This is a genomic window from Actinocrinis sp., assembly GCF_035650855.1.
GTDB lineage: Bacteria > Actinomycetota > Actinomycetes > Streptomycetales > Catenulisporaceae > Actinocrinis.
On the sequence record NZ_DASRGV010000168.1, the window covers coordinates 12255 to 39197 of the forward strand.

Consider the following 26943-nt stretch of genomic DNA (forward strand, 5'->3'; position numbering starts at 1 on the left):
CACTCCCCCGGTCACCTGCGGCTCTGCGCACCGAGCACCGGCTGCAGCGCGTCGAACTCGTCCACGCAGCGGCCCGAGCCGAGCACCACCGAGTCCAGCGGGTTCTCCGCGATCAGCACCGGCATCCCGGTCTCCCGGCGCAGCCGCTGATCCAGCCCGCGCAGCAGCGCGCCGCCGCCGGTGAGCACGATGCCGCGGTCCATGATGTCGCCGGACAGCTCGGGCGGGCACTTGTCCAGGGTGTCCTTGACCGCGTCCACGATCGCGGCCACCGGCTCGTCGATCGCGCGGCGCAGCTCGGTGGAGGTCAGCACGATGACCTTCGGCAGGCCGGAGACCAGGTCCCGGCCGCGCACCTCGGCGTGCAGCTCGGAGTCCTGGTCGTCGGCCGAGCCGATGGTGATCTTCAGCTCCTCGGCGGTGCGCTCGCCGAGCAGCATCGAGTACTCCTTCTTGGCGTACTGGATGATCGCGTTGTCCAGCTCGTCCCCGGCGGTGCGGATGGAGGAGGCGGTCACGATGCCGGCGTAGGAGATGACCGCGACCTCGGTGGTGCCGCCGCCGATGTCCACCACCATGTTCCCGGTGGCCTCCTGGATCGGCAGGCCGGCCCCGATCGCTGCGGCCATCGGCTCCTCGATCAGGTGCACCTGGCGGGCGCCCGCGGCGTCGGCGGCGTCCTCGACCGCGCGCCGCTCGACCCCGGTGATCCCGCTCGGCACGCAGATGACCACGCGCGGCTGGGCGAGCAGCCGGCGGTGGTGCACCTTGCGGATGAAGTACCGCAGCATCCGCTCGGCAATCTCGAAGTCGGCGATGACCCCGTCTTTGAGCGGGCGGATGGCGACGATGTTGCCGGGGGTGCGGCCCATCATCTTCTTCGCCTCGGCGCCGACCGCGAGCACCGCCCCGTTGTGCGTGTTGACCGCGACGACCGAGGGTTCGTTGAGCACGATCCCCTTGCCGCGCACGTAGACCAGCGTGTTCGCCGTTCCGAGGTCCACCGCGATGTCACGGCCGACGACCGACATGCCCATATTCGTACCAGTTACCTTCCGCGATCACCCACGCCCGTCTTCAGACAGTACGGGTGCTTCCCGCCGATTCGCGGCAAGGAAACGGAGGTTCCACCGGACGAGGGACCGGATCTGGTCTGGTTGGAGTGACCGGGAAGCGGGTGCTTCCCGGTCCGCCTCAGCCCTGCTCGGGGAAGAAGAGCTTGATCTCGCGCTCGGCGGAGGCGGGCGAGTCCGAGCCGTGCACCAGGTTCTGCACCACGGTGGTGCCGATGTCGGTGGCCAGGTCGCCGCGGATGGTCCCGGGCGCGGCCTTGACCGGGTCGGTGGCGCCGGCGAGGGTGCGGAAGGCCTCGATGCAGCGGTGCCCCTCGATGATCATGGCGACGACCGGTCCGGACATCATGAAGGAGACCAGCGGCTCGAAGAAGGGCTTGCCCTCGTGCTCGGCGTAGTGCTCCTCGACCAGTTCGCGGGGCAGCGCCCGCAGGTCCAGCGCGACCACTCTGATCCCCTTGGCTTCGATCCGCCGGATGATCTCCCCGGTCAGCGCGCGGCGCACGCCGTCCGGCTTCACCAGCACGAGCGAGCGTTCCACGGGGGTCGCCACCATCATCTCCTCAAGCAGTCGCGCGACGTCTGATTCGACGTCTGTGGTTCTCTCGATGGTATGACCCGGATCAGCGGGTCTTCACTCCAGGACGCTCTGTAGAAGTTGGCGCTTCGGTGTCGGCTTCGGGGTCCGCTTCGGCGGTCTGCCCGTCCGATCCGGCGTCCTGATCGGCCATCCGCTGCGCCTTGATCTGCTCCGCCTTCGCGCCGAAGTGCAGTCCGGCCCACCAGATGGCGGTGAAGATGACGCCGAGCACGAACATGTCGGTGACCAGGAATCCGGCCGCGATGAAGCCGATCTGCAGCGCCCACCCGACGCCGTACGCCCAGCGGTAGCGCATCATTCCGGACAGCAGGATGCACACGCCGCCTAGGACGACGGCGACGATCCAGTCGTCGGAAGGGTGCAGCTTCGCCGCGACCAGACCGAAGAACAGGGCGATGAACGCCTCGAAGACGAGTACGGAGGCGGCCATCCGGCGCATCGGATCGCCCTTTCTGCTTCAGTGACCGAGGCTGACCTGTCGGCCGTTCGAACCTCCATTGAAGCAGTCGCGCCGCTACCTCTCGCACACGGCCTAGTGGCGCAGCAACCGCCCGGCCTCGCCCGCGGTGACCACGGAACCGGTGATCAGGACGCCGGTGCCGCCGAGCGAGGCGTCCGGCACCCCCTCCTCGGCCAGGCCGATCGCCCGCTCGATCGCGTCGTCGAGCCGGTCCACCGCGGTGACCCGGTCCGGACCGAACACGTCCCCGGCGATCGCGGCCAGTTCGGCGACCGGCATCGCGCGCTCGGTGGAGTTGCGGGTGACCACCACCTCGGCCAGTACCGGTTCGAAGGCCTCGAGCACGCCGCGCACGTCCTTGTCCCGCATCGCCGCGACCACGCCGACGAGGTGGTCGAAAGAGAACTCCTCGGCGACGGCCTCCGCGGTGGCCAGCGCGCCGCCGGGGTTGTGCGCGGCGTCGATCAGGACGGTCGGGCTGCGGCGCACCACCTCCAGCCGGCCCGGCGAGCGGACCGCGGCCATGGCCTCGCGCACGATCTGCGGCTCCAGCGTGCCGCCGCCCTGGCCCGCGCCGAGGAAGGCCTCGACGGCGGCGATGGCGCAGGCGGCGTTGTGCGCTTGGTGCGCGCCGTACAGCGGGAGGTAGACGTCGTCGTACTCCTGCGAGAGACCCTTGATGACGAGCTGCTGGCCGCCGACCGCGAGCTGACGGTCCATCACGCCGAACTCGATGCCCTCGCGGGCCACGGTCGCGCCGACCTCGGCGGCCTGCCGCAGCAGCACCTGCGCGGCCTCCAGCGGCTGCTGGGCGAGCACGACCAGCGCGCCGGCCTTGATGATCCCGGCCTTCTCCCAGGCGATGTCCTCGACCGCGTCGCCGAGCAGGTGGGTGTGGTCGAGCGAGATCGGGGTGACCACCGCGACCTGCGCGTCGATCACGTTGGTCGAGTCCCAGGTGCCGCCGAGCCCGACCTCGACGACCGCGGCGTCCACCGGGGCGTCCGCGAAGGCCGCGTAGGCCATGCCGGTGATCATCTCGAAGAAGGAGAGCGGGAAGGGCTGGCGCTTGTCCACCAGTTCGGCGAACGGCTGCACGTCCCGGTACACCTCGACGAACCGCTCGCGGCTGATCGGCTCGCCGTCGAGGCAGATCCGCTCGCGCATCTCCTCCAGGTGCGGGCTGGTGTAGCGGCCGGTGCGCAGGTTCAGCGCGCGCAGCAGTTCGTCGATCATCCGCGCGGTGGTGGTCTTGCCGTTGGTGCCGGTGATGTGGATCGACGGGTAGGAGCGCTGCGGCGAGCCGAGCACGTCCACGAGGTCTTCGATCCGGTCCCGTGAGGGTTCGAGCCTGGTCTCCGGCCAGCGCCGCAGCAGCTCCCCCTCGACCGCCCGGTACTCCGCCTCGATCCCGTCCTGCCCCTGTCGCGCGCTCATGGGCTCATCTTCTCTTACTGCGCGACTGGATTCTTCCGCGCGGCCGGGACGCGCGCGCCCGCCTTCTGACCGACCGCCTTGTTACCGCCCGCCTTCTGACAGCGCGGGCAGAAGTACGACGATCGGTTCATGAAGGCGACGCGGGTGATCGGCGTGGTGCAGCGGCCGCACGGCAGGCCGGCCTGGCCGTAGGCGTTGAGGGAGCGGGAGAAGTAGCCTGACTCGCCGTTGACGTTGACGTACAGCGAGTCGAACGACGTGCCGCCGACCTCCAGCGCCTCGGCCATCACCTCGCGGGCGGCGGCGAGCAGCCGCTTGGCCTCGGGCCGGGTCAGCGAGGTTCCTGGCCGCTCGAAGTGCAGCTTGGCGCGCCACAGCGCCTCGTCGGCGTAGATGTTGCCGACCCCGCTGATCAGCGACTGGTCGAGCAGCGCGCGCTTGATGCCGGTGCTCTTGGCGCGCAGCGCGGCGAGGAACTTCGCGTCCTGGAACTCGGCGTCCAGCGGATCGCGGGCGATGTGCGCGATCGGTGCCGGGACGCCGTCCTTGAGCGGCTCGAGGCTGAGGCCGCCGAAGGTGCGCTGATCGACGAAGCGCAGCTCGGGACCGTCGTCGGTGAACGTCACCCGTACGCGCAGGTGGATCTCGTCCGGGGCGCCGACCGGCTGGATGAGCAGCTGGCCGCTCATGCCGAGGTGGCCGAGTACCGCCTCATCCTCTCCGAGCGGAATCCACAGGTACTTGCCGCGCCGCTGCGCGACGCCGAGGGTGCGACCGACGAGTCTGGAGGCGAAGTCGTCCGGGCCGGCGACGTGTCGCCGGATCGCCCGGGGGTGCAGCGCCTCGACGGTCGCGACCGTGCGTCCCGCCGTCCAGCGCTCCAAGCCCCGGCGGACGACCTCGACTTCAGGCAGCTCCGGCATCGGGTTCCGCCTTCGCCGAGCCGTAGACCGCGCGGATGGCCCGGTAGGCGTGCTCCGCGGCGATCTGCTCGGCGACCTTCTTCGAGCGGCCGCGGCCGGACGGGTACTCCTTGTCCGCGACCCGCACCCGGGCCTCGAAGAACTTGTCGTGGTCCGGGCCGTCCTCGGTGACCAGATACACCGGCACGCCGAGCCCGTGCTCGGCGGTCAGCTCCTGCAGCGAGGTCTTCCAGTCCAGGCCCGCGCCGAGGCCCGCGGAGGCCTCGATCAGCCCGTCGAAGAGCCGGTGGATGAGGGCCCCTGCGGTCTCCAGGTCGTGGTCCAGGTAGACCGCGCCGATCAGCGCCTCCATGGTGTCGGCGAGGATCGAGGACTTGTCCCGGCCGCCGGTGGCCTCCTCGCCCTTGCCCAGGCGCAGAAACTCCCCGAGCCCGAGCGAGCGGGCCACGTCCGCGAGCGCGCGCGAGTTGACCACGTGCGAGCGGAACTTGGCCAGCTGCCCCTCGGGCAGGTCGGGGTGCGTGTCGTACAGCGTGCTTGTGACGACAAGGCCGAGTACCGAGTCGCCGAGGAACTCGAGGCGCTCGTTGGTCGGCACATTGCCGTTCTCGTAGCTGAACGACCGGTGGGTCAGCGCGCGCTCGAGCAGCTTCGCGTCAAGCGGAACGCCGAGCCGCTGCTCCAGCACGGCCGGGGGCACCTGGGAATCGGTCACGAGCGGCTTCCAGCCGTCAGACTGCGACGACCTGGCGCTTGTTGTAGGTGCCGCAGTTCTCGCACAGCGTGTGCGGGAGCTTGGTCTCGCCGCAGCGGTCGCAGTTGGCCAGGGTCAGCGGCGCGGCCTTCCACTGGGCACGCCGCGAACGGGTGCGGCTGCGGGACTTCTTGCGCTTCGGAACGGCCACGGTTCGAACTCTCCTGGTGATCGCCCGCCGCAGGCCGCCAAGCCGGCAGCGGGTAGGGAAAAACTGCTGCGATTTTACCGTGCCCCGCGAGGATCCCGGGGCTCGCGTTTCCGCGTGGAGCCGCTCGACGGGCCGACCGGCTCCTTCTTGCTCAGACGACTGTACTGGACAGCGCCGACTGGTACTTACCTACTGCGTCGTACTGCTGATTTACCCGCCGTTCCCGCGCTGTTGGCCGGATTCGGCGGATTCCGGGCCGCCCGGCAGGCCGCCCTGCGCCAGGCTGCTCAGCGCCGCCCAGCGCGGGTCCACGGTCTCGTGCCCGTGGTCCGGGTCGTCGGCCAGCCTGGCGCCGCACTGAGCGCACAACCCCGGGCAGTCCTCCTCGCACAGCGGCTGAAGCGGCAGTTCCAGCATCACCGCGTCGTGCACCAGCGGGCCGACGTCGATCAGGTCCTCCACCACGCGCTGGGCCTCTTCCGCCTCCTCGGCGGTCAGGTCCTCGAGGTCGTAGTAGAACAGCTCCTGGAACTCGGCGTCGAGGTCCACCTCGACCGGGTCGAGGCAGCGCACGCACTCCCCGACCAGCGAGCCGGAAACCCGTCCGGTGGCCAGTATGCCTTCCACCACCGACTCGACCCGCAGGGTGAGCCGCAGATCCGCGCCCTCGGCCGAGTAGAGGCCGTCGAGCGTGGCCGCCTTCTCGCCGCCGAGCAGGTCCGCGGCCGGCAGGTCCCGGTCGAACTCGCGCATCGCTCCGGGGCGACGGCCGAGCTCCCGCGCGTCGAAGACGAACGGGGACCGCGCGTCGAGACGGCGTGGCTTGGGTGCGGCAGGCATGACGGCTTCCAGCTCGAGGGGGTGGGGTGGTCGAGCAGACGATTCGACGTAGCGCGACCGGCCGTCCAGAGTAGCAAAAAGCTGGGCCGTTCGAGGAACGGCCCAGCTCAGCGAGGATCGGCTCGGTTTAGCGGCCGTATCCGTCGTGCTGGAACTGCCGCACGTCGATCAGGCCGGTGTCGAAGTACGAGGTCTCGTCGGCCGGGTACTGCGACGGCGGGGCCTGGCGCTGCGCCGGCGGCTGACCGTACTGCCCGGACTGGTGGCCGTAGTCGTCGCCGTACTCGGAGCCGTAGCCGCCGCCCTGCGGGTCGGTGTGGAACTCACCGGTGCCGTACCCGTGGGCCGCGCCCTGGTCGTACGCACCCTGCTCGTAGCTGTAGCCGTCGTGCTGGTCCGAGCCGTACGCACCCGCGGCCGCGTAGTCGCCCTGCCGCTCCGGGTACCCCTCGCCGTACTCGTGCTGCTCGTACGGGCGCTCCGCCTCGGCGAAGGCGTCCACGGTGAAGTCCTGGCTCTCGTACCCGTCGAAGGAGCCCTCCCCGCCGGAGAAGTCCCGCGAGCGGCGGCGCTCCTCGGCGACCGCGTCCTGCTCTTCGACGTGCCGGCCGAGCTCCTCCATCGGGTTGCTGCTGCCGCGCATCTTCTCGCGACCGCGGCCGACCGCCTGGATGGTCTTGGTGAGCACCACCTCGAAGTTGGCCAGCTTCTGGTCGACCCAGTCCTCGGCCTCGGCGCGCATCTGCTCGGCCTCGCGCCTGGCCTCGGCCAGGATGCGCTCGGCCGCGCCGCGCGCCTCCCGGGACACGTCGGTGTTCCCGATGATGGACTCGCGCTCGCTGCGGGTGCGCTCGAGCAGCCGCTCTGCCTCGCGGCGGCCGTCTTCGAGCACGGACTCGCGGTCGGCGAGCACCCGGCGGGCATGGTCCATCTCTTCCGGAAGCCCCCGCCGCAGGTCGTCGAGCAGCTCGAGCACCTGGGCGCGGTTGATCACACACGAGGCCGACATCGGCATAGCGCGTGCGCTCTCCACGATCTCGATGAGTTCGTCGATCTTGGCATTCACGTCCACCGGACTGGCACTCCCTGTTTCACGGGCGGCGCCCGGAAGCGGGCGTCCCGCCAACGGTACCCCGTACGGCTCAGTGTGCGAGTGCCGCGCCGGGAATGGCTGCTCTGCCGTGAATGGCGCTATCGCCGGTAATGCCCGAAAGGCTAGCTATAGATATGACGTACCGTCACGTATCGGTCACTTATCACGCACCTCAGTGGTGCGTTACTTGCGCAGACGCTCGATCAAACGCTCCAACACCGCGTCGGGAACCAGGCCCGCCACATCCCCGCCGAGCGCGCAGACCTCCTTGATCAACGAGGAGGACAGGAAGCTGTAGAGCGGGTTGGTGGCCACGAAGAGCGTCTCGACGTCGGCCAGCCGGTGGTTCATCTGGGACATCTGCAGCTCGTAGTCGAAGTCACCGACCGCGCGCAGGCCCTTGACGATGCCCCGGATGCCGCGCTCCCGGCAGAAGTCGACCAGCAGCCCGTCGACGACCTCGACCTTGACGTTGGGCAGGTGCGCGGTGACCTCGCGCAGCATGTCCATCCGCTCGCCGTAGGGGAACAGGCCGTTCTTGCCGGCGTTCTTGCCGACCGCGACGACCACCTCGTCGAACAGCTGCGCCATCCGGCCGATCACGTCGAGGTGGCCGTTGGTCACGGGATCGAAGGAGCCGGGACACGCCACGCGGCACGGCTTCGACTTCTCCGGGAGGCCGGGATTGGGGTCCACGAGACAGTCCTTGTCATCGTCGGCAGTGCCTGATTGCTCGCCGCACCCGGACGGGGCTTCAGGGCGGCTGTAGCCCGGCGGCGGGAGAGAAGCTGCGCTTCACCGCCGCCGGTCTTTCGCCGCCGCCCCGTCCGGGTGCGGCGAGCTGGTTTGGCGGCGACCGTACCAGACCGTGCCCTCGCCGTACGCGCGGGACCGCAGGGCGCCGAACCCCGCAGGCCAGTGCCATTCGGGACCGCGCGAAGCGCGCTCTACCGCGACCATCGCGCCGGGGGCGATCCAGCCGTTGTCCGCGAGCGCGACCAGCACCGCGGCCAGATCCTCGGCGGGCATCGCGTACGGCGGGTCGAGGTACACGAGGTCGTACGGTTCGTCCGCGCACGGGGTCGCGGCGAGGTGCTCGACCCGCTCGATCGCGATGCGCGCGCCGGGCAGACCGAGCGTGTCGAGGTTCGCGTGCATGACGCGGACCGCCGCGCGATCCGAATCGACCAGCAGCGCGGCACCGGCACCGCGGGACAGCGCTTCGAGCCCGACCGCTCCGGAGCCCGCGTAGAGGTCGAGGACCCGCAGTCCGCCGAAGCCGTTGAGGGCGGCGTCGAGCGCGGAGAAAAGGCCCTCGCGGGTGCGGTCGGAGGTGGGTCGGGTGCTGCGGCCGTCAGGCACGGCGAGGCGTCGCCCCCGCGCGCTCCCGGCGATGATGCGTGTCATGGCGCCGATTCTGCCCGTATGCACCTGGTGAATGCGTAATGGAGGCCGTGGTGACGTCCTCTGGCTCCGTTGGGCGCTCAGGACTTCTCGAGGAACGTCGCCCGATCGGAGGTGACCAACGCGGCGACCGCGGCGGCGAGCGCGGGTTCCCCGGTCAGCTCCGGGTCGCGATCCACCAGCTCGGTCGCGGCCTCGCGGGCGTCGCGAAGGATGTCCTCGTCGTGCAGGACGCGGAGCAGTTTGAGCGAGGAGCGGCGCCCGGACTGGCTCGCGCCCAGCACGTCGCCCTCCCGGCGCTGCTCCAGGTCGATGCGGGAGAGCTCGAAGCCGTCGAGGGTTCCGGCGACCGCGTCGAGCCGCTCGCGCGCGGGCGAGTCGGCCGGTGCCTCGGTGACCAGCAGGCAGAGTCCGGGCGCCGTGCCGCGGCCGACCCGGCCGCGCAGCTGGTGCAGCTGCGAGACGCCGAAGCGGTCGGCGTCGAGTACGGCCATGACGGTCGCGTTGGGCACGTTGACGCCGACTTCGATGACGGTCGTCGCGACCAGCACGTCGACCTCGCCCGCGGCGAAGGCGGTCATCACCGAGTCCTTCTCTTCCGGCGGCAGCCTGCCGTGCAGCACACCGATGCGCAGACCGGCGAGCTGCTGCTCGTTCAGCTGCCGGGCCATGTCGACGACGGACAGCGGCGCTCGTGCTGCCGAGGCGGGCGAGGCGAGGTCGTCAAAGGAGAGCTGCGCCTGCCCTTCGAGCGCCGACTCGGCGTCCGCGTCGTCGTCGCCGTGACCGTGACCGTCGCTGGCGCTCTCGCCGTCACCGCGGTCGTCCGGGTCCGGTTCGTGTTGATTGCGCCGCCGCCTCGCCTTCGGTTGCTCATCGGTCTGCGCCTCATAGCCGCCCGCCTCGTCGCTGCCGGTCTCCGCGCCGTCCCCGATCCGCGGACAGACCACATAGGCCTGGTGCCCGGCGGCGACCTCCTCGCGGATCCGGTCCCAGGCGCGCGCGAGGTAGTGCGGCTTGTCGGCGGCGGGTACGACGAAGGTGGAGATCGGCGAGCGGCCGCGCGGCAACTCCGCGAGCACGGAGGTCTCCAGGTCGCCGAACACGGTCATGGCCACGGTGCGCGGAATCGGCGTCGCCGTCATCACGAGCAGGTGCGGAGGCTTCTCCGCCTTCGCGCGCAAGGCGTCGCGCTGTTCCACGCCGAATCGGTGCTGTTCGTCCACCACGACGAGGCCGAGGTCGGCGAACTGGACGGTGTCCTCGATCACCGCGTGCGTGCCGACCACGATCCCGGCCGCGCCGCTCGCCGCGTCGAGCAGGTTGGCGCGCCGTTCCTTCGCGCCCTGCGATCCGGTGAGCAGCGCGACACGGGTGCCGTCGGGATCGCCGTCGAGCTGGCCGGCGCGGGCGAGCGGGCCGAGCAGGTCGAGGATCGAGCGGTGGTGCTGCTGGGCCAGCACCTCGGTGGGCGCGAGCAGCACCGCCTGGCCGCCCGCGTCGACGACGGTCAACATGGCGCGCAACGCGACCACGGTCTTTCCCGAGCCGACCTCGCCTTGCAGCAGCCGGTGCATCGGGTGCGTGGCCGCCAGGTCCTGCTCGATCTGGCGGCAGACCTCGCGCTGACCGGCCGTCAGCTGGAAGGGCAGCCGTTCGTCGAAGCGGTCCAGCAGGCCGCCGGTGCGCACCGGCCTCGGCACGGCCGGCAGGGCGAGCGCGGCCCGGCGGCGCTGGGCCAGCACCACTTGCAGCGGCAGCGCCTCGTCCCACTTCAGCCGGTTCTTCGCGAGCTGATAATCCGAGCGCTCCTCGGGCCGGTGCACCTTCTCGAACGCCTCACGCAGGCCCAGCAGCCGGTGCCGGTCGCGCACCTGCTGCGGCAGCGGATCGGGCACGGACTTGAGGCTGTCGAGCGCGAGTCTGACGCAGGCTTGGATCTTGCGGGTCGAGAAGCCCGCGGTCGCCGGATAGAACGGGATCAGCTCGTTCGCGTAGCGCTCGGCCTCGGCCTCGGCGTCCTGGTCGTCCTTGAGCAGCTCGAACTCGGGCTGGGCGAGCTGGCGGTGCCTGCGGAACTCGGTGACCCGGCCGGAGAAGAGCCCCACGCGTCCCGGCCGCAGGTCCCGCTCCAGCCAGGGCTGGTTGAAGAAGGTGAGCGCGAGCGAGGAGGTGCCGTCGGTGACCGTGACCTCGGTCAGCGAGCCGCGGCGGCCCTTGAACGGGCGTTTGGCGACCTTCTCCACCTCGGCCAGCACGGTGACGTAGTCGTCGAGCGTCAGGCTCGCCAGGTCGCTGAGCTCGCCGCGCTTGGCGTACCGGCGCGGATAGTGCCGCAGCAGCTCACCGACCGTGCGCAGCTCGAGGTTGCGTTCGAGCACCTTCGCGGTACGCCCGCCGACCAGGTCTTTGAGGGGCTCGGCCAGAGGGTCGGCGGCACCGGCCGGACGCCCCCGGACCGTTTCGACCATCGCGCTCCTCGCTCCCGCCGTGCTCACTCCACCCCGATCAGCAGCGGCCAGCCGCCCTGGCCGCCCTCGTAGGCGACTACGTCCATCTCCGGCCTGGTCGCGTGTACACGTGCCCGCACGGCCTCGACCAGTTCCGCGGCGTCCAGGCGGGTTCCGTCCGGTCCGCCGGCGGCCTCGTCGAGCCCGTCACCGGTGACTAAGGTCACCATCTCACCGCCCGCCGACACCATGCGATCGACCACCGCGAGCGCCGCTTCCAGCAGGGTCGAGCGGATCAGCGCGACGTCGCCCTCGATGAAGCCGAGCACGTCGCCGGCGTGGCAGACCCCGGCCATGGTCCACGCGTCCTCCACGGCGACCTGGAGGGCGGCGTGCCGGGTGGCTCCGGCGGCGGCGGTCATGGCGACTATGTCGGCGTCGAAGCGGCGGCCCGGCTCGTGCACGGCTACCGCAGCGATGCCCTGCACCACGGCCTTGCTCGGTACGACGGCGACGCGGGCACCGGAGGAACCGCGGTGCACCTGCTCGGCAGCTGCGGACGCGGCGGCGAGGCCGTCCGGGTCGTTCACCAGAATGATGATCTCCTCGACCCCGGCGTCGGCGATGGCCCGGCTGAGCTGGGCGCTGTTCGGCGGGCGCCCACTGGGGCAGGCCAGCGGGATCGCTCCGGCCTCCGCGAACAGCTCCGCGATGCCGGGTCCGGGCGCGGCGGCGAGTACTGCGCGGCCTGGCGCGGCGCGGTAGTGCGGGGCGGCTGCGGTGTGGCCGGCTGGCTGCGGTTCGGCGGAGTGCGCGCCGATCAGCTCTCCGTCCGATGCGGTACCGCTTAGCGTTTCGACGGAGCAGTTGGCCAGTGCGGTTACGCGTAGGTCGTAGGGCTTACCGAGCCGGATCCCGGCCTCGATAGCCGGTCCCGGCTGGTCTACGTGGATGTGTACGCGGTAAGCACCGTCGCCGCCTGCGATCACCAGCGAGTCGCCATCGCCCTGTTCACAGAGCTCTTCGAGCGTGGTGCGCAGCTGCGCGAGCTGCGGCTCGCTCGTCTCGAGCATGTAGAGGACCTCGAAGGACGGGGACGCGACCGGCTCGGTACGGGCGGCTCCGTTGCTCATGGCCGAGACAACCCTCGGCGGAACACGCACACGCCCCACTCTTACCGCACGCGTGGGGTCGTAACCGCCGAGCAGTGCGGCGAGTACGTCGAGCAGGATGCACACGCCGCGACCACCGGCGTCGACGACGCCCGCTTGGCCAAGCACCGGCAGCTGCGAGGGTGTGAGGGCGAGGGCGGCCTCCGCTGCGTCACGCGCGGCCTCGGCGACGGCGGCGAAGGTGGGTTCGAGAGTCCAGTCCCCCGGCAGGCTCGTACCGTCCACCACGGCGCACGCGGCGTCGGCAGCGGCCCTGGCGACCGTGAGCATCGTCCCCTCGACCGGGACGGCGACCGCCTGCCAGGCGAGTTCCGCGGCGTCGGCGAGCGCGGCGGCGAGCACGCGCGGACCGGTCGGCTGACCGTCCCGGATCGCGGCCCCGACCTCGTCGGCGAGTCCGCGCAGCAGCTGACTGAGAATCACCCCGGAGTTGCCGTGCGCGCCTTTGAGCGCGCCGGCGGCGAGAGCGCCGAGCGCCGCAGCCGCGCCCGCCTCCCCGGCCTCCGCCTCGGCGCCGGGATCGAGCGCGTCGAGTCCTTCGCACGCGGATTCGAAGGTGAGGAAGAGGTTGGTGCCGGTGTCCGCGTCGGGCACCGGGAAGACGTTCAGCGCGTCGAGCTCCTCGCGGGCACGGCCCAACGCGGCCAGGCAGGCCCTGGCCCACAGTCGTACCGCCGGCCCGTCGAGCGTCTCAAGCACGCTGTGCCTCTCTGTCCGCCGGGGTCGGAAACAATCTGTACCCGAGGATATGTGCTACCCATACCGCTGGAGCGGGTTCGCGACACGGACCGGATTGGCTCTTGCCGGGCCGGTTGGGTTACCCTGACCAGGTTGCCTATCGGCGTCTGCGTCCCACGACGGAGACGACTCGGCTCCGGCGACAAGCTCTCGTACGTAACCATCGGTCTTTTGGAGTGTCTCCCGTGGCTGCCACCTGCGATGTCTGCGGCAAGGGTCCGGGCTTCGGCATGAATGTCTCGCACTCGCACCGCCGCACCAAGCGCCGGTTCAACCCGAACATCCAGCGGGTCCGCACCACGCTGCCCAACGGGACGCCGAAGCGTCAGAACGTCTGCACCAAGTGCCTGAAGGCGGGCAAGGTTTCCCGCTAGGCACAACGGCTAAGGCCCCGCATCGTCCTCGCGACGAGCGCGGGGCCTTCTGCTTGCGCCGGTTGCACGTGGGGACTGCTTGACGCGATTGCGTTGCGCGATCGCCTTGCGCGTCAGCGTTTCCAGCCGTGATCCACCGGCCCGATACCGGCGCCGAGCGGGAATCCGGCCCTGATCGCGCCGGTGACGTATAGCTTCGCGGCGCGTACAGCCTCGGGCATGGTGCGGCCAAGCGCGAGGTATGACGCGATGGCGCTGGCGAGTGTGCACCCCGTGCCGTGCGTGTGGTGGTTCACGTCACGCTCGGCAGTGAGCGTGACTTCGTCCGGGCCGTTGGTGAGCAGATCCGTGCACCAATCCGAACCCAGGTGCCCGCCTTTCACCAGCACCCACCCCGGGCCGAGGTCGAGCAGGTTCGCCGCGGCTTCGCGCATCCCGTCGAGATCCGCGACGGGAAGGCCGGTAAGGGCGCGAGCCTCGTCGAGGTTCGGTGTGATGATCGTCGCACGCGGCAGCAGTTCGGTTCGCAGAGCGTCGAGGGCGTCATCGGCGAGCAGCGCATTGCCGTGCTTGGAAACGGCTACCGGATCGACGACCACGGGGATCGACGGATCGAGTGTCGCGAGCAGTCGTGCCACCTCGGCGACCGCGTCCCTGGTGCCGAGCATGCCGACTTTCACCGCCTCGACGCCGATGTCCTCGACGACGGCGGTGAATTGCGTGGCAATGGCTTCGGTCGGCAATTGCCAGACACCGTGCACGCCGATGGAGTTCTGCGCGGTGACGGCCGTGATGACGCTCATGCCGTGCACGCGAAGGGCCAGCATCGTCTTGAGATCGGCTTGAATTCCGGCCCCACCGCCTGAATCAGAACCCGCAATCGTGAGGACACGAGGTCTCGGCCGCTGGCCTAGCCGCACCCAGCCCCGAATTTCCTTGTCCGCGTCAACGTCCGATTCCACGTCCGCGTTGAGATAGTCGGCGTACCGCCGCGTGCCCTCCGCATCAGGCAAAGTGATCCCACCCTTGGCTGCCGCGCCACGCCTTACCCGCAACGGTGATGCGTGGCGCAGCGTGATCGACGGATCGCTTGGCCACCGTGCCTATCACCGTCCAGCCCTGCGGTACGTCGACGGCGGCGGGATAACACGCGGCGAGTGCGTGGTCCTCACCGCCGGTGAGAATCCAGCCGAGCGGATCGATCCCGAGACGGTCCGCAACAGCGCGCATTTCGTCGGGGATCGCGAACGCTTCGGGCTCGAGATCGATCCCGACGTCGCTCTCCCGGGCAATGTGCCCGAGGTCCGCGAGCAGGCCGTCGCTGACGTCGATCATCGCCGTCGCGCCGGCCTCGGCTGCGAGGGGGCCCTGCGCGTAAGGCGGTTCGGGCATGCGGTGCCTCGAGAATGCCTTTTCCGGTCCGTCGGAACCGTTCGCCAGCAACGTGTAGCCGCAAGCGGACCAGCCGAGTTCTCCGACAACCGCAACCTTGTCCCCCGGATGGGCGCCTGAACGCGTGAGCGGCGCCCAGCCGCGCAGGTCGCCGAGTGCGGTCACGGCGATCATGATCGTCTCAGCCCGGGTCGTGTCCCCGCCCGCGACGGAGACTCCGACCAGCGCGCATTCGTCAGCCAGGCCGGCGGCGAGCTCCCGCGCCCAGGTGAAGGGCAGGTCGGCCGGCGCGGCCAGGCCGACCAGCAGCGCGGTCGGCACGGCGCCCATCGCGGCGATGTCGGCGAGATTCTGCGCGGCGGCTTTTCGGCCGACCTGGTAGGCGGTGGACCAGTCGGTGCGGAAGTGGCGGCCTTCGAGGAGCAGGTCCGTGGAGGCGACCACACGGCCGTCCGGCGCGGCGATCACGGCGGCGTCGTCCCCGGGGCCGAGCAGCACGGTCGGGCTCTGGGCGGAGTGCCGCGCCACCCGGTCGATCAGTCCGAATTCGCCGACGTCGCGCAGCGTTTCGCCGCTGTCACCGAGATCGCGCGCGGGTACGCCAAGAGCTCCCGCATTCGCAGCCAAGTAGCCAGCGCCCCGGGCGTCGCCTTCGACGTCCGCCGCAGCGTCACGAGCGATTCCAGCGCCGCCACGGCGCATTCCGCCCGACTGGCCAGCGCCTCGGGCGTCGCCTTCGACGTCCGCCGCAGCGTCACGAGCGATTCCAGCGCCGCCACGACGCATTCCGCCCGACTGGCCAGCGCCCTGAGCGTCGTGCTCCGTCTCAGCAGCGAACTCGGCCGCGCGCCGCATTTCGCCGGACGCGCCGACATGGCCGGCCCTGCTCCTGGCCCTTGCCCCGGCGTCCGCTTTACCGGTTTCGCCGCTCGCCTCGGCCGCCCGTTCGCTCACTTTCAAAGCTTATGGCCACCCGCAGGTGGTAACGCGCCGCCTCCCCCTTGCGCCGGAGAGGTATCAGGCGGGTAACGTTTCGCCGTCGCATAGTTCTAATTGACTACTCTCACTAGTCCAACCGGATAGAGGGGCAGGGAGGACCGCATGGTGCAGGCGTACATCCTCATTCAGACCGAGGTCGGCCGGGCGGCTGCGGTCGCTCAGAAGATCGCGGGCCTGACCGGGGTCACCAACTCCGAGGACGTCACCGGACCGTACGATGTCATCGTGCGCGCAGAGGCGGAGACGATGGACGACCTTGGCAAGCTCGTGGTCGCCCGCATTCAGACGATCGACGGCATCACCCGTACCTTGACCTGTCCGGTGGTGCGGCTCTGACGTGCAGTACGCAAGGCTTCCCGTTCCACTCCAGGCGGCCGTCGCGCTCGGGGTGACCGCCCTGACCGGCGGCGCCGTCTGGCTGCTGTTCAACTCCGGCAACGCGGTCGCCGTCGCCGCGCCCACACCGACCTCGTCGAGCGCGCAGTCCGAATGCGCCGCGCTGACGAAGGCCGTGCCGCAGATTGTGGACAACGAGAAGCGCCGCGGTACCGATCCGTCTTCACCGCTTACCGCAGCCTGGGGCGATCCGGCGATCACGCTGCGCTGCGGCGTACCGGAGCCCGAACTTCTGCGACCAGGGTCAAAGACTTATGACCCGACCGCCGAAGAGGGTTATTTCAACGGCGTCGCCTGGCTGATCGAGAAGACCGGCGACGGCTACCGATTCACCGCCGCCCAGCGCGCCGTCTACGTCGAAGTGGACGTGCCCAACGCGTACAGCCCGCAGACTGGCGCTGTCATCGACCTCTCCCCGGCCGTCATCAAGGCCATCCCGCGCAATGACGGCGCTTCGGGGCCGGACACGTCGCCGGCTGCCGGCGCGAGTTCGACGGCTTCTCCTTCGGCTTCCGCGACGGCTTCCGCTTCCGCGTCCGCTTCGGCTTCCGCGTCTCCCGACCCGTCGCCGTCGGCTTCCCGGTAGCGCTAGCGCAGGCCGGTCGGGCGGGACAGCGCCTCGCTGATGAGCCGGTCCACCAGCTGCGCATAGGAGACCCCTGACGCGGCCCACATTTGCGGGAACATCGAGGTCGGCGTGAAACCGGGCATCGTGTTGACCTCGTTGACCAGCCAGCGCGCCGGCTGGTCCGGGCCCTCGTCGGCCAGGAAGAAGTCGACGCGGGCCAGGCCCTCGCACTCCAGCGCCTCAAAGGCGGCCAGGGCAAGCCGGCGCAGCTCGGCCGACTGCTCGTCGGTCAGCTCAGCGGGCAGGCCGATGTCCGTGGAGTCGTCCAGATATTTGGCTTGGAAGTCGTAGAACTCGTGGCTGCCGCGCACCTTGATCTCGGCCGGAACCGAGGTGCGCGGGCCCTCGCCGGGCCCGGCCAGCACGCCGATCTCGATCTCCCGGCCCCGCACCATCGCCTCGACGATGACCTTCGGATCGTGCTGCTGCGCGACCTCCATCGCGGCGGCGAGCTCCTCGGGACCGTGCACCTTCGAAATACCCATCGAGGAGCCCGCGCGGGCGGGCTTCACGAACACCGGGAAGCCCAATTCCGCGACCGCCGCCGCGACGCCCCCCGGGTTCCGGAGCCACTCGCCGCGGCGCACCGCCACGTACGGCCCGACCGGCAGGCCCGCGGAGGCCAGCAGCCGCTTCATGAACTCCTTGTCCATGCTGACCGCGGAGGAAAGCACCCCGGAGCCGACATAGGCCACGCCCGCCAGGTCCAGCAGGCCCTGCAACGTGCCGTCCTCGCCGTAAGGGCCGTGCAGCAGCGGGAAGACGACGTCCACCTCGCCCAGCGCCTTGGGCACCGAACCGGGCTCGTGCACGGTCAGCTCGCGGGCGGTCGGGTCGGCGGCCATGGTGACCAGCGCGCCGCTGGTCTCGTCGATCCTGGCCGGCAGGTTCCCGCCGGTGATCGCCAGCTGCGCGGTCTCCTCCCCCGCCATCAGCACCCAGCGCCCGTCGGTGGAGATGCCGATCGGCAGCACCTCGTAGCGCTCCGGATCCAGGACGCGCAGCACGCTGCCCGCGGTGACGCAGGAGATCGCGTGTTCGGAGGAACGGCCGCCGAACACGACGGCGATCCGGATCTTGCGCTGCTGCGTCGGCGGCACGGAAGGCAGGGACTCGCTCATAGCAACGAGACCTTACCGTCTTCGCCGTACGGACTCCTCAGTAGAGCGACTCGGACTTGGCAGAGCGCGCCATCAGCGCGGCCAGCATCTCGCGCGGCGAGCGGCCGTCGTGCACGACCGCCACCACGGTTTCCACCAGCGGCATCTCCACGCCGTGCCGCCGCGCGAGTTCGAGCACTGACGCGCAGGACTTGACGCCCTCGGTGGTCTGCCGCACCTCCTGCTGCGCCTCGGCCACCGTGCGCCCGCTGCCGAGCAGGCTGCCGAAGCGGTGGTTGCGGGAGAGCTGGGAGGCGCAGGTGGCCACCAGGTCGCCGAGGCCGGCCAGCCCGGAGAAGGTGTACGGGTCCGCGCCGAGCGCGAGGCCGAGCCGCGTGGTCTCGGCCAGGCCCCGGGTGATCAGCGACGCCTTGGTGTTGTCGCCGAGGCCCATGCCGTCGGCGTTTCCGGCGGCCAGGCCGATCACGTTCTTGACCGCGCCGCCGAGTTCGCAGCCGATCACGTCGGTGTTGGTGTACGGCCGGAAGTAAGGGCTGTGGCAGGCCTTCTGGAGCCGCTCGGCCACCGACTGGTCCGCGCAGGCCACCACGCAGGCCGCCGGGTGCCGCTCGGCGATCTCCTGGGCCAGGTTCGGCCCGCTGACCACTGCGATCCGGTCCGGCGCCGCCCCGGTCACCTCCGCGATGACCTGGCTCATCCGCATGCAGGTGCCCAGCTCGATGCCCTTCATGAGCGAGACGAGAACGGTCTGCGGGGGGATGAGCGGCGCCCAGCGGGTCAGGCTCTCGCGCAGGCTCTGCGCCGGGATGGTGAGCACGAGGAAGTCGGCGCCGTCGAGCGCGGCGGCCGGATCGGTGGTCGCGTGCACCGCCTCGGGCAGCGTGATCCCGGGCAGATACTCGGGATTGTGGTGCTCGCGCTCGATCCGGTCGACCACCTCGGCGCGCCGTCCGCACAGCACGGTGTCGGTGCCCGCGTCGGCGAGCACGAGGGAGAAGGCGGTCCCCCAGTTGCCGGTTCCGAAGATGGCGGCTCGGGTCACGCCTGCGCCCCGGGGTCCGTGGCGGTCGCAGCCGACTTCGCGGTGTTCTGAGCGCTCGTCTCAGTGCTCGGCTTCGGCTTCGCGTCCGGATCGAAGCGCTCCGCCGGGGGCTGTTCGCCGCGCAGTTCGGCCAGCATCCCGGTGATCACGTCCATGATGTGCTCGGTCGCGGTGCGCAGCGCCTCACTGGTGACTTCGGGACCGAACTCGGCGCGCAGGTCGATCGGCTTGCCGGCGGTCACCTTCAAGGTTTTGCGCGGGAAGAAGTCCGGCTTCTTCGAGTAGTGGGCGAAGACCTCCTGGGCGCCCCACTGCGCGATCGGCAGCACCGGAGCCCCGGTGCGCAGCGCGATGCGGGCCGCTCCGGTCTTGCCGACCATCGGCCACAGGTTCGGGTCCTTGGTCATCGTGCCTTCCGGATACACGATGATCGTCTCGCCGCGTTCGACCGCCGCCAGCGCGTCCTTGAACGCCAGCGCCGCGTCGCGGGACTCGCGGTACACCGGGATCTGGCCGGCCGCGCGGAACAGCTTGCCGAGCGTCGGCTGCTTGAACACCCCGGCCTTGGCCAGGAAGCGCGGCGTGCGGCCCGCGGCGACCAGGAAGTGGCCCACCGAGATCGGGTCGAAGAACGAATAGTGGTTCGCCACCACGATGACCCCGCCCTCGCGCGGCACGTTCTGCATTCCGCGCCAGTCCCGTTTGACCAGGACCACCAGCAGCGGCCGGCAGATCGCCTCGATGAACTTGAACGCTGCCCCGGGCCGGGGATTGCGGCGCGATGCGCGGGCCACCGTCGATCCTTCTTCCGTTGTGCTGGCCAGTGGAGTGGTGCTCGGCGGTTGATCGCACGGACCGGCCGGAGCACAGCGCTTCAGTGTCCCGCGCCAGGTGCTCGGGTGCCAAGCTCGACCGGTTCCCGCGCACTGCGCCGCCGGGGCGTGGGAAGATCTTCGGGTGTGGTCCGTGGTGATTCCCGTCAAGCGGCTGCCGGAGGCCAAGTCCCGGCTGGCGCCGCTTTCCGGCGAGCACCGCGCCGCGCTGGCCCTGGCCTTCGCCAGCGACACGGTCGTCGCGGCCGTCGCCTCGCCGGCGGTGGCGGCGGTTTTCGTGGTCACCGATGACCGGCGGGTGGCACGGCGGCTCCGTGCACTCGGTGCGCGCATCGTGCCCGATGACGCTTCGGGCGGACTCAACGGCGCGATCGAGGCGGGGCGGATCCGCGCGCTCGCGGACGATCCGCGGCGCCGCGTAGCCGCTCTCACCGCCGATCTGCCGGGCCTGCGTACCGTGGATCTGACCGAGGCTCTGGTCTCCGCTCCGGACGGCCGGGCGTTCGTCGCCGACGCCCCGGGAAGCGGAACGACCTTGTTGCTCTCGGACGCGCACGGCACGCTCGCCGCGCGTTTCGGGGTCGACTCCCGCTACGCGCACGAGGCGAGCGGCGCGCTGTTGCTGGCCGGCGCGGGTCGCTCGCTGCGGCGCGACGTGGACACCATGGAAGACCTGGCAGACGCGATCGGACTCGGCGTCGGCGCGCACACAACAGCCGCGCTCAAGCTTCTGGACTGCGTGCCTCGGCTGGGCGACTGCGCCCTACGCTGACCTCCGACCGGGCACTACGCTGATCGTATGCAAGGGACCGTTCGCGTTTTCGACCCCGAGACCAGAGCCGGCTCCGTAGTGCTCGACGACGGAACCGAGTTGGCTTATGACGCCGCCGCTTTCAACGCCGGCGGACTGCGTCTCGCGCGTCCCGGACAGCGCGTCGCGCTGCGCGTCGATGCGGAAGGGCGCATCACGGCGCTGACTCTGGCCACTTTGCCGCTGCCGAATTAGCCCGGCGCGATTGCGAATCGCCGGCGGCAAATCCGCGTTTGGCGATTTCTGATATCCGGCGCCGGAACTGACGCACCGTCGAACTAACAGAAAGTCAGGAACCGGCCGCGGAAACGACAGACAGCGGCCCGGGTATCGCGCGATACCCGGGCCGCTTGTCGTCGGTCTACCGGCGGTGCGCCGGCTTAGTGGTGGCGGCGCTCAGAGTCGCTGGCTTTCGAAGCCGCGCCCTCTCAACGCCGCAGCCTTTCAACGCCACGCTGTTTCAGCCCCGCAGTGTTTCAGCCCCGCAGTGCTCCAGTCCTGCAGCCTTTCAGCGCCGCAGGCTTCAGTCCTGCAGTGCTCCAGCCCCGCAGTTCTGTCAGCGCTGCTACCAGCGCCGCCGCGCCTTAGCGCTTCTTGGCGGTGGTCTTCTTAGCGGTCGCCTTCTTGGCCGCGGTCTTCTTCGCGGCGGTCTTGGTCGCCGGGGCGACGGCCGCGGTCTTGCGGGAGACCGGCCGGGCTGCGGCCTTCTTGGTGACCGCCTTCTTCGCCGTGCTCTTCGCGGTGCTCTTCGCCGCGGCCTTGGTCACCGCCGCCTTCTTCGCGGTGGTGCCGCGGGTGGTGGCCGCCGCCTTGGTGGCGGTGGTCTTGCGTACGGCTGCCTTCTTCGCCGGCGCGGCCTTCTTGGCGGCGGCGGCGCGGGCGGGGGCCGGGGTGGCGCGCGAGGCGGTCGCGGTCTTCTTCGCGGCGGCCGCGCCGGTGCGCTTGGCAGCGGCCTTCTTCGCCGCGGCGCTCTTGGCGGTCTTCTTGGCGCCGTTGACCTCGTCCTTGAAAGCCTGGCCGGCGCGGAACTTCGGCACGGTCGCCGCCGCCACCTTGACCTGCTCGCCGGTGCGCGGGTTGCGCGCGATCCGGGCCGGCCGCCTCGCCGACTCGAAGGTGCCGAACCCGGTCAGCGAGACCTTCTCACCGGCCACCACCGCCCCGGTGATCCCGTCGAGTACCGCGTCGACCGCTTCGCCGGCCGCCCGCCGCGACACCTCGAGCTTCTCGGCAACCGCGTCGATGAGCTGCGCCTTGTTCACGTTGCTTCCCTTTGGGGAGGGTGCGGTGCGCGGTACGCGCCGCACGGGTGGAAACCTGGGCCGCCGCGCCCGGATTTCCCTCCGGTCGTAACGACCTTTTCCGCACCGTAGAGCGATGAATCGGACGAATCAATCACCGACGGCCCTAATCACCCTTGTGTCGCAATGGTTTCCACCGAGGGAGGAACGCCGGAAGTCGGACTATCCGCTTCGAACCGCGCGCTATCCGGGTTCTGTGGCGGCCGTTAAAGCTCGGGCGCGGCGCCGCGCTTCTCGTCTACCGCGCTCAAAAATCGCTCGAGACGGCGCATGGCGTCATCCTGATCGTGTCGGGAAGCGGCGGTGATGACGAGCAGCCGCCTCACGAAATCAGCCCGGTCCGGCAGTTCCAGATCCATTCCGCGCAACACGCCGTGCGCTTCCTTCAGCAGCTCGGCCAGCCGCGCGTAACCGGAAAGCTGGCGCAGTTCCTCGGAATCGAACAGCTCGGCCGAGGACGCGGCGCCATGGCCGGTTTCGTCACCGTCCTGATCCGCGCCGCGCTGCTCCACCTGCACTCGTCCATTGTGCCCCGAGTTGGGGCATGCTCCAGCCACGGGCTGGCCGCGGCGCACAGACATCCACGCGGCCGCGTCCAACACGGAAGCGGCGCGTCGCACCGGTGCTGACCGGTACGACGCGCCGCTTGTGATCTGCTTGATCGGTTAGGCCGGAATGGGCTGCGTAACCGGCTTGAACGACGGGCGCTCCGTCTCAAAGGTGTCGATCGCGTCCACGTGCCGCAGGGTCAGGCCGATGTCGTCGAGCCCTTCCAGCAGCCGCCAGCGCGTGTAATCGTCGATCTCGAAGGCCGCGACCAGTTCGCCGGCGCGCACCTCGCGTGCCTCCAGGTCGACGGTCACCTCCGCCTTCGGGTCCGCCTCGATCAGCTCCCAGATCTGCTCGACGGTCTGCTGCGGCAGCACGACGGTCAGCAGCCCGCCCTTGAGCGAGTTGCCGCGGAAGATGTCGGCGAAGCGGGAGGAGATGACCGCCTTGAACCCGTAGTTCTGCAGGGCCCAGACGGCGTGCTCGCGGGACGAGCCGGTGCCGAAGTCGGGCCCTGCGACCAGGACCGAGGCGCCAGCCCGCTCCGGCTTGTTGAGCACGAACTCCGGGTCGTTGCGCCACGCGGCGAACAGCCCGTCCTCGAAACCGGTGCGGGTGACCCGCTTCAGGTACACGGCCGGGATGATCTGGTCGGTGTCCACGTTCGAGCGGCGCAGCGGAACCGCGGTGCCGGTGTGGCTGATGAACTTCTCCACGGCTCTCAGACCTCCAGCAGATCGGACGGGGCGGACAGGTGGCCGGTGACCGCGGTGGCCGCGGCGACCAGCGGCGAGACCAGGTGGGTGCGCCCGCCCTTGCCCTGCCGGCCCTCGAAGTTGCGGTTCGAGGTGGAGGCGGAGCGCTCGCCCGGGGCCAGCTGGTCCGGGTTCATGCCGAGGCACATCGAGCAGCCCGCGAAGCGCCACTCCGCGCCCGCGGCCTCGAAGACCTTGTCCAGCCCTTCGGCCTCGGCCTCAAGGCGCACCCGCGCCGAACCGGGCACGACCAGCATCCGCACGCCCTCGGCCACCTTGCGGCCCTTGATCACCTCGGCGGCCGCGCGCAGGTCCTCGATCCGGCCGTTGGTGCATGAGCCCACGAAGACCGTGTCGACGGCGATCTCGCGCAGCGGCGTTCCAGCGGTCAGGCCCATGTATTCCAACGCGCGCTCAGCCGCGGTGCGCTCGTTCGGGTCGGCATACGAGGCCGGGTCCGGCACGCGGTCGCCGAGCGGCGCGCCCTGGCCGGGGTTGGTGCCCCAGGTGACGAACGGGGTCAGCGCGTCGGCGTCGATCTCGACCTCGGCGTCGAAGACGGCGCCCTCGTCGGTCTTGAGCGTCGACCAGTAGTTGACGGCCGCCTCCCAGTCCGCGCCCTGCGGGGCGTGCGGCCGGTCCTTGAGGTAGCCGAAGGTGGTGTCGTCGGGCGCGATCATGCCCGCGCGGGCGCCGGCCTCGATCGACATGTTGCAGACCGTCATCCGGCCTTCCATGGACAGCTCGCGGATCGCCTCGCCGCGGTATTCGAGCACGTAGCCCTGTCCGCCGCCGGTGCCGATCTTCGCGATCACGGCCAGGATGACGTCCTTCGCGGTCACCCCGGGCCGCAGCCGTCCGGTGACGTTGATCGCCATGGTCTTGAACGGCTTGAGCGGCAGCGTCTGGGTGGCGAGCACGTGCTCGACCTCGCTGGTGCCGATGCCGAAGGCGAGCGCGCCGAACGCGCCGTGGGTCGAGGTGTGCGAGTCGCCGCAGACGATCGTCATGCCGGGCTGGGTGAGGCCGAGCTGCGGTCCGATCACGTGCACGACGCCCTGGTTCGCGTCACCGAGGGAGTGCAGCCGGACGCCGAACTCGGCGCAGTTGCGGCGCAGCGTCTCGATCTGGGTGCGGGAGACCGGATCGGCGATCGGCTTGTCGATCTCGAGGGTGGGGGTGTTGTGGTCCTCGGTGGCGATCGTCAGGTCCGGCCGGCGCACCCGGCGGCCGGCGAGCCGCAGCCCGTCGAAGGCCTGCGCGCTGGTGACCTCGTGCACGAAGTGCATGTCGATGTAGAGCAGGTCGGGCTCGCCTTCGGCGCGGCGCACCAGGTGCGCCTCCCAGACCTTCTCGGCCAGGGTGCGGCCCTTGTCGGCCGCGGTCCCTGAGGCATTGGCTGCCATCGGTTTTCTCTCCTTCGGCTTCGCCGGCCCCGCCGTTGGGGTTGTTCCGGCGATGGGCGATAGGCACAGTCACACCGGCTGCTCGGCGGATCAACACCATCTGCCCGGCGCTGCGCTCGTCGAACTCGGTCGGTGGGACGAGCCTGGCACCGTCTCAATGGCCATCGCATTTGTGTCTCGTGATTTGAGATGGCAATATCGTTCCATGGACACAGCCCGCTCCGTGGACAGCCTCCGCACCGTGGATCCGGCCCGCGCCCTCGATCCGCTTGCCAGAGCAGCGGAATCGCCCCGCGCCGGGGACCCGGGCCGCCTCGCCGACCCGCACGCCCGACCGGCGGACAGCCTGCGCTCGATGGAGGGTGCCCGCTCGCTCGACTCCGGTTCCAGCGGGGTCGGAGTGCTGGACAAGGCCGCCGCCGTGCTCTCCGCGCTGGAGGCCGGCCCGGCCACCCTCGCCTCGCTGGTCTCCGCGACCGGCCTGGCCCGGCCGACCGCGCACCGCTTGGCGGTGGCGCTCGAGCACCACCGCCTGGTCTCGCGGGACATGCAGGGCCGGTTCATCCTCGGCCCGCGCCTGTCCGAGCTGGCGGTCGCGGCGGGCGAGGACCGGCTGCTCGCGGCGGCCGGGCCGGTGCTGACCCATCTGCGCGACATCACCGGCGAGTCGGCGCAGCTCTACCGGCGGCAGGGCGACATGCGCGTGTGCGTCGCGGCCGCGGAGCGGCTCTCCGGCCTGCGCGACACGGTCCCGGTCGGCACCGCGCTGCCCATGGCCGCGGGTTCCGGCGCACAGGTGCTGCTGGCCTGGGAGGAGCCGGACCGGATGCACCGCGGCCTTCAGGGTGCGCGGTACACGGCCACGACGCTGGCCGGCGTGCGCAGGCGCGGCTGGGCGCAGTCGGTCGCGGAACGCGAGATGGGTGTCGCGTCGGTCTCGGCGCCGGTGCGCGGCCCGAACAACCGGGTGATCGCGGCGGTGTCCGTCTCCGGGCCGATCGAGCGGCTGACCCGCCAGCCCGGAAAGTTGCACGGCGAGGCCGTGGTCGAGGCCGCGGCGCGGCTCTCCGAGGCGGTCAAGCGCGGCTCCTGACCCCGGGTCCGTACGGCGCGATCCGGACGTCTTGGCGCCTGCTTAAGCCGAGCCTTGGCCGGCCATAGCAGAATTCGACCATGCCGATGGACCTCGAACTGCGCGGCCGCACGGTGCTGATCACGGGCGCCTCCAAGGGGATCGGGCGCGCGTGCGCCGAGGTATTTGCTGCCGAGGGCGCCGTGCTCGACCTGGTCGCCCGCAGCGCGGCGGATCTTGAGCGGGCCGCGGACGAGCTGCGCGAAGCACATGCGGCGAAGGTGCGCACCCATGCGCTCGACCTGAGCTCGTCGGCGGATCAGCGCGAGCTCGCCGAGCGGCTGGACGCCGTGGACGTCGTCGTGAACAACGCCGGCGCGGTACCGGCCGGGGACGTCTCCCGCGTCGACGAGGAAAGCTGGCGCCGCGCCTGGGATCTGAAGATCTTCGGGTACATCAACCTCACGCGACTGCTCCTGCCGCGGCTAGAAGCGCAGGGAAGCGGCGTGATCGTCAACGTGATCGGTACCTCCGCGCTGCGCCCAACACCGGACTTCATCGCCGTGTCATCCGGTAACGCAGCGCTCGACGCGTTCACGCGCGCGCTCGGCAGCAACTCGCTCAAGCGCGGCGTGCGCGTCCTCGGCGTGCATCCGGGGCTGATTCTCACCGACCGGCTTATATCCCAGGCCCGGCTCTACGCGAACGCGAAGCTCGGCGATGCGGAGCGGTGGCGGGAGATGATCCCCGCCGATACTCCACCGGGCACGTCGGATCAGGTGGCGGACGTCGTCGTGTTCCTGGCGTCGGCCCGCGCGAGCCATCTCAGCGGAATCGTCGTGCCGGTGGACGGCGGAGCTACCGCGTCCTGAGCTGCGGGCCCGTTGCCCTAAGCGAAGCTCAATGAGGCGTTATCGGGGCGGCGCTCTAGACCTCTGCGCGCCGAGGGCGCGGCAGGATGCGCAGGTGGGCGACATACCGGCGCGGATATTGACGGGAAAACGCCCCCGCCGGGCTCTTGACCTGTGAATTGGTCTAGTCCACTGTAAGAATTCGCCCGGACCGCACGCGACGGTATCTCTCCCCTCCCCCGCGCGCCCCGGGCCGCTCCACCCTCGGACCGCGATGCGGCTCGGACCGGACGGCGCCCCGGTCCGCCCCGCTCCCC

28 protein-coding genes and 1 pseudogene are annotated in these 26943 nt (G+C 70.6%); 7 read left to right on the top strand and 22 right to left on the bottom strand.

Annotation, left to right across the window (positions count from 1 at the left end; all coding sequences use genetic code 11):
* Window positions 1-11 precede the first annotated feature (11 nt).
* The 13 genes and pseudogenes from VFB40_RS12695 to VFB40_RS12755 form a co-directional block, all read right to left on the bottom strand.
* On the bottom strand, window positions 12-1031 hold the full coding sequence (locus VFB40_RS12695; protein WP_324850227.1) for a rod shape-determining protein: 1020 nt from the start codon (window positions 1029-1031) through the stop codon (window positions 12-14).
* 163 nt (window positions 1032-1194) lie between these two features.
* Window positions 1195-1629 carry a nucleoside-diphosphate kinase gene (ndk, locus tag VFB40_RS12700; protein WP_414642085.1) on the bottom strand — a complete coding sequence of 145 codons (435 nt, stop codon included), beginning with the start codon at window positions 1627-1629 and terminating at the stop codon, window positions 1195-1197.
* 67 nt (window positions 1630-1696) lie between these two features.
* Window positions 1697-2104, bottom strand: a complete 408-nt coding sequence (locus tag VFB40_RS12705) for a DUF4233 domain-containing protein (RefSeq protein WP_324850231.1) — start codon at window positions 2102-2104, stop codon at window positions 1697-1699.
* Between the two features lie 102 nt (window positions 2105-2206).
* A pseudogene (gene folC, locus VFB40_RS12710) lies at window positions 2207-3607 on the bottom strand (bifunctional tetrahydrofolate synthase/dihydrofolate synthase); the annotation flags it as partial.
* Window positions 3586-4494 (bottom strand): bifunctional DNA-formamidopyrimidine glycosylase/DNA-(apurinic or apyrimidinic site) lyase, encoded by a 909-nt coding sequence (mutM, locus tag VFB40_RS12715; RefSeq protein ID WP_324850236.1) that lies wholly within the window; start codon window positions 4492-4494, stop codon window positions 3586-3588. The gene mutM and the pseudogene folC, both read right to left, overlap by 22 nt.
* Complete coding sequence (gene rnc, locus VFB40_RS12720) at window positions 4478-5209, bottom strand: ribonuclease III (protein ID WP_324841294.1); 732 nt, start codon at window positions 5207-5209, stop codon at window positions 4478-4480. Before rnc ends, mutM begins: the two co-directional genes overlap by 17 nt.
* A 16-nt stretch (window positions 5210-5225) precedes the next feature.
* Complete coding sequence (gene rpmF, locus VFB40_RS12725; protein ID WP_324850238.1) at window positions 5226-5399, bottom strand: 50S ribosomal protein L32; 174 nt, start codon at window positions 5397-5399, stop codon at window positions 5226-5228.
* Between the two features lie 210 nt (window positions 5400-5609).
* Window positions 5610-6239 (bottom strand): YceD family protein, encoded by a 630-nt coding sequence (locus VFB40_RS12730; protein WP_324850240.1) that lies wholly within the window; start codon window positions 6237-6239, stop codon window positions 5610-5612.
* A gap of 127 nt (window positions 6240-6366) precedes the next feature.
* Complete coding sequence (locus VFB40_RS12735; protein ID WP_324850242.1) at window positions 6367-7311, bottom strand: ATP synthase F0 subunit B; 945 nt, start codon at window positions 7309-7311, stop codon at window positions 6367-6369.
* Between the two features lie 204 nt (window positions 7312-7515).
* Window positions 7516-8028, bottom strand: coding sequence for a pantetheine-phosphate adenylyltransferase (gene coaD, locus VFB40_RS12740; protein ID WP_324850244.1), 513 nt, complete (start codon window positions 8026-8028; stop codon window positions 7516-7518).
* Window positions 8029-8127: 99 nt separating this feature from the next.
* The gene (gene rsmD / locus VFB40_RS12745; RefSeq protein ID WP_324850246.1) at window positions 8128-8739 is read right to left on the bottom strand and encodes a 16S rRNA (guanine(966)-N(2))-methyltransferase RsmD; all 612 of its coding nucleotides are present in this window, start codon (window positions 8737-8739) and stop codon (window positions 8128-8130) included.
* A gap of 77 nt (window positions 8740-8816) precedes the next feature.
* The gene (locus VFB40_RS12750; RefSeq protein ID WP_324850248.1) at window positions 8817-11207 is read right to left on the bottom strand and encodes an ATP-dependent DNA helicase RecG; all 2391 of its coding nucleotides are present in this window, start codon (window positions 11205-11207) and stop codon (window positions 8817-8819) included.
* A gap of 23 nt (window positions 11208-11230) precedes the next feature.
* Complete coding sequence (locus tag VFB40_RS12755; RefSeq protein WP_324850250.1) at window positions 11231-13057, bottom strand: DAK2 domain-containing protein; 1827 nt, start codon at window positions 13055-13057, stop codon at window positions 11231-11233.
* Window positions 13058-13281: 224 nt separating this feature from the next.
* Here VFB40_RS12755 and rpmB point away from each other — a divergent pair, with 224 nt between their 5' ends.
* Entirely contained in the window at window positions 13282-13470 is a 189-nt protein-coding gene (rpmB, locus tag VFB40_RS12760; RefSeq protein ID WP_324841302.1) for a 50S ribosomal protein L28, read from the top strand.
* 113 nt (window positions 13471-13583) lie between these two features.
* On the opposite strand, the gene thiD is transcribed toward rpmB, so the two are convergent.
* Together thiD and VFB40_RS12770 are read right to left on the bottom strand one after the other, a co-directional pair.
* Window positions 13584-14390: a bifunctional hydroxymethylpyrimidine kinase/phosphomethylpyrimidine kinase gene (thiD, locus tag VFB40_RS12765; RefSeq protein ID WP_349261458.1), complete on the bottom strand. Its 807-nt coding sequence runs from the start codon at window positions 14388-14390 to the stop codon at window positions 13584-13586.
* 85 nt (window positions 14391-14475) lie between these two features.
* Window positions 14476-15426: a thiamine-phosphate kinase gene (locus tag VFB40_RS12770; RefSeq protein ID WP_349261459.1), complete on the bottom strand. Its 951-nt coding sequence runs from the start codon at window positions 15424-15426 to the stop codon at window positions 14476-14478.
* Between the two features lie 537 nt (window positions 15427-15963).
* On the opposite strand from VFB40_RS12770, the gene VFB40_RS12775 reads away from it, so the two are divergent.
* On the top strand, window positions 15964-16197 hold the full coding sequence (locus VFB40_RS12775) for an Lrp/AsnC family transcriptional regulator (protein WP_324841305.1): 234 nt from the start codon (window positions 15964-15966) through the stop codon (window positions 16195-16197).
* A gap of 1 nt (window position 16198) precedes the next feature.
* Complete coding sequence (locus tag VFB40_RS12780; protein ID WP_324850254.1) at window positions 16199-16843, top strand: DUF3515 domain-containing protein; 645 nt, start codon at window positions 16199-16201, stop codon at window positions 16841-16843.
* Window positions 16844-16845: 2 nt separating this feature from the next.
* Here VFB40_RS12780 and VFB40_RS12785 read toward each other — a convergent pair whose 3' ends face one another.
* From VFB40_RS12785 to VFB40_RS12795, 3 genes are read right to left on the bottom strand one after another with little or no spacing between them, the layout of a single operon-like run.
* Window positions 16846-18006 (bottom strand): D-alanine--D-alanine ligase family protein, encoded by a 1161-nt coding sequence (locus VFB40_RS12785; protein ID WP_324850256.1) that lies wholly within the window; start codon window positions 18004-18006, stop codon window positions 16846-16848.
* 37 nt (window positions 18007-18043) lie between these two features.
* On the bottom strand, window positions 18044-19048 hold the full coding sequence (locus VFB40_RS12790; protein ID WP_324850258.1) for an NAD(P)H-dependent glycerol-3-phosphate dehydrogenase: 1005 nt from the start codon (window positions 19046-19048) through the stop codon (window positions 18044-18046).
* Window positions 19045-19842 (bottom strand): lysophospholipid acyltransferase family protein, encoded by a 798-nt coding sequence (locus VFB40_RS12795; protein ID WP_324850260.1) that lies wholly within the window; start codon window positions 19840-19842, stop codon window positions 19045-19047. Before VFB40_RS12795 ends, VFB40_RS12790 begins: the two co-directional genes overlap by 4 nt.
* Window positions 19843-20014: 172 nt before the next feature.
* On the opposite strand from VFB40_RS12795, the gene cofC reads away from it, so the two are divergent.
* Both cofC and VFB40_RS12805 read left to right on the top strand, forming a co-directional pair.
* Window positions 20015-20653: a 2-phospho-L-lactate guanylyltransferase gene (gene cofC, locus VFB40_RS12800; protein ID WP_324850262.1), complete on the top strand. Its 639-nt coding sequence runs from the start codon at window positions 20015-20017 to the stop codon at window positions 20651-20653.
* Window positions 20654-20680: 27 nt separating this feature from the next.
* Window positions 20681-20887 carry a hypothetical protein gene (locus tag VFB40_RS12805; protein WP_324850264.1) on the top strand — a complete coding sequence of 69 codons (207 nt, stop codon included), beginning with the start codon at window positions 20681-20683 and terminating at the stop codon, window positions 20885-20887.
* A 389-nt stretch (window positions 20888-21276) separates the two neighbouring features.
* On the opposite strand, the gene VFB40_RS28555 is transcribed toward VFB40_RS12805, so the two are convergent.
* The 4 genes from VFB40_RS28555 to leuC all read right to left on the bottom strand — a co-directional run bounded on the left by VFB40_RS28555 (window position 21277) and on the right by leuC (window position 24703).
* Window positions 21277-21954: an HU family DNA-binding protein gene (locus VFB40_RS28555; protein ID WP_349261457.1), complete on the bottom strand. Its 678-nt coding sequence runs from the start codon at window positions 21952-21954 to the stop codon at window positions 21277-21279.
* Window positions 21955-22199: 245 nt separating this feature from the next.
* Window positions 22200-22511 carry an SCO5555 family protein gene (locus VFB40_RS12815; protein ID WP_324850266.1) on the bottom strand — a complete coding sequence of 104 codons (312 nt, stop codon included), beginning with the start codon at window positions 22509-22511 and terminating at the stop codon, window positions 22200-22202.
* A 147-nt stretch (window positions 22512-22658) separates the two neighbouring features.
* The gene (gene leuD / locus VFB40_RS12820; protein WP_324850268.1) at window positions 22659-23258 is read right to left on the bottom strand and encodes a 3-isopropylmalate dehydratase small subunit; all 600 of its coding nucleotides are present in this window, start codon (window positions 23256-23258) and stop codon (window positions 22659-22661) included.
* Window positions 23259-23263: 5 nt separating this feature from the next.
* Window positions 23264-24703: a 3-isopropylmalate dehydratase large subunit gene (gene leuC, locus VFB40_RS12825; RefSeq protein WP_324850270.1), complete on the bottom strand. Its 1440-nt coding sequence runs from the start codon at window positions 24701-24703 to the stop codon at window positions 23264-23266.
* 355 nt (window positions 24704-25058) lie between these two features.
* On the opposite strand from leuC, the gene VFB40_RS12830 reads away from it, so the two are divergent.
* A complete protein-coding gene (locus tag VFB40_RS12830) occupies window positions 25059-25796 on the top strand; it encodes an IclR family transcriptional regulator (protein ID WP_324850288.1) in 738 nt (245 codons plus the stop codon).
* A gap of 80 nt (window positions 25797-25876) precedes the next feature.
* The gene (locus VFB40_RS12835; protein WP_324850271.1) at window positions 25877-26647 is read left to right on the top strand and encodes a short-chain dehydrogenase/reductase; all 771 of its coding nucleotides are present in this window, start codon (window positions 25877-25879) and stop codon (window positions 26645-26647) included.
* The last annotated feature ends 296 nt before the right edge of the window (window positions 26648-26943 follow it).

What these genes read in the sequence shown, in the direction of transcription:
- leuC (WP_324850270.1), bottom strand. Translation starts at nt 24,703, where the DNA reads ATGGCAGCCAATGCCTCAGGGACCGCGGCCGACAAGGGCCGCACCCTG.
- ndk (WP_414642085.1), bottom strand. Translation starts at nt 1,629, where the DNA reads ATGGTGGCGACCCCCGTGGAACGCTCGCTCGTGCTGGTGAAGCCGGAC.
- VFB40_RS12835 (WP_324850271.1), top strand. Translation starts at nt 25,877, where the DNA reads ATGCCGATGGACCTCGAACTGCGCGGCCGCACGGTGCTGATCACGGGC.
- mutM (WP_324850236.1), bottom strand. Translation starts at nt 4,494, where the DNA reads ATGCCGGAGCTGCCTGAAGTCGAGGTCGTCCGCCGGGGCTTGGAGCGC.
- VFB40_RS12830 (WP_324850288.1), top strand. Translation starts at nt 25,059, where the DNA reads ATGGAGGGTGCCCGCTCGCTCGACTCCGGTTCCAGCGGGGTCGGAGTG.
- VFB40_RS12805 (WP_324850264.1), top strand. Translation starts at nt 20,681, where the DNA reads ATGCAAGGGACCGTTCGCGTTTTCGACCCCGAGACCAGAGCCGGCTCC.
- rsmD (WP_324850246.1), bottom strand. Translation starts at nt 8,739, where the DNA reads ATGACACGCATCATCGCCGGGAGCGCGCGGGGGCGACGCCTCGCCGTG.
- VFB40_RS12775 (WP_324841305.1), top strand. Translation starts at nt 15,964, where the DNA reads ATGGTGCAGGCGTACATCCTCATTCAGACCGAGGTCGGCCGGGCGGCT.
- VFB40_RS12695 (WP_324850227.1), bottom strand. Translation starts at nt 1,031, where the DNA reads ATGTCGGTCGTCGGCCGTGACATCGCGGTGGACCTCGGAACGGCGAAC.
- VFB40_RS12730 (WP_324850240.1), bottom strand. Translation starts at nt 6,239, where the DNA reads ATGCCTGCCGCACCCAAGCCACGCCGTCTCGACGCGCGGTCCCCGTTC.
- VFB40_RS12785 (WP_324850256.1), bottom strand. Translation starts at nt 18,006, where the DNA reads ATGAGCGAGTCCCTGCCTTCCGTGCCGCCGACGCAGCAGCGCAAGATC.
- VFB40_RS12750 (WP_324850248.1), bottom strand. Translation starts at nt 11,207, where the DNA reads ATGGTCGAAACGGTCCGGGGGCGTCCGGCCGGTGCCGCCGACCCTCTG.
- VFB40_RS12705 (WP_324850231.1), bottom strand. Translation starts at nt 2,104, where the DNA reads ATGGCCGCCTCCGTACTCGTCTTCGAGGCGTTCATCGCCCTGTTCTTC.